The organism is Protofrankia sp. Cas8 (assembly GCF_963555845.1).
In the GTDB taxonomy this organism is placed as follows: Bacteria; Actinomycetota; Actinomycetes; order Frankiales; family Frankiaceae; genus Protofrankia.
On sequence record NZ_CAUVXI010000354.1, the window covers coordinates 1738 to 2592 of the forward strand.

The 855-nt window shown below is 68.4% G+C and carries 1 pseudogene; it reads left to right on the forward strand.

Features of this window, described 5'->3' with window-relative positions:
* A pseudogene (locus U9977_RS26750) lies at positions 1-855 on the forward strand (ATP-binding protein); the annotation flags it as partial.

The following is an 855-nucleotide window of genomic DNA, read 5'->3' on the forward strand; positions in this document are numbered from 1 at the left end:
GGGGTATTTTGTGGTCCACGCTCCTCGGCAGACGGGGAAGACGACTGCGTTGCGGGCTCTTGCGGACGCGTTGACCGCTGGCGGCGTGTACGCGGCGTTGCATTTTTCGTGTGAGGTTGGCGAGGCTGCCGGCGACGACTACGGCGCGGCGCAGCGCGGCGTCCTCGAGGAGATCCGAAGCGGTGCCGAGATCGGGCTGCCGCTGGAGCTCGGACCGCCGCCGTGGCCGGAGGTGGCCGAGGCGAACCTGCTGAAGGCGGCGCTCGCGGGGTGGGCGCGGGTCTGCCCGCGGCCGTTGGTGCTGTTTTTCGATGAGATCGACGCGTTGCGCGGTGCGAGTCTGATCAGCGTGCTGCGCCAGTTGCGGGCCGGGTTCAACGAGCGACCGGATGGGTTTCCCGCTTCGGTGGCGTTGTGTGGGCTGCGCGACGTCCGCGATTACAAAGCCGCCAGTGGTGGCGACCCGAATCGGCTCGGTACCGCCAGCCCGTTTAACATCAAGCTCAAGTCGCTGCGGTTGGGGGATTTCACCGCGGCCGAGGTGGCTGAGTTGTACGGCCAGCACACGGCGGAGACCGGGCAGGTTTTCACCCCGGCGGCGGTGGCGCGGGCGGTGGAGCTGACCGCGGGGCAGCCGTGGTTGGTCAACGCGTTGGCCAACGAGATCGTCGAGGAACTCGCGGTCCCGCCCACCGAGCCGATCACTGTGGACCATGTGGAGCAGGCGAAGGAACGGTTGATTCTGGCTCGCGCCACGCATCTGGACTCGTTGGCGTCCAAGCTCGTGGAGCCGCGGGTGCGTCGGGTTGTGGAGCCGGTACTGGCCGGCGCCCTGCCGGAGCTCGACCCCTACAA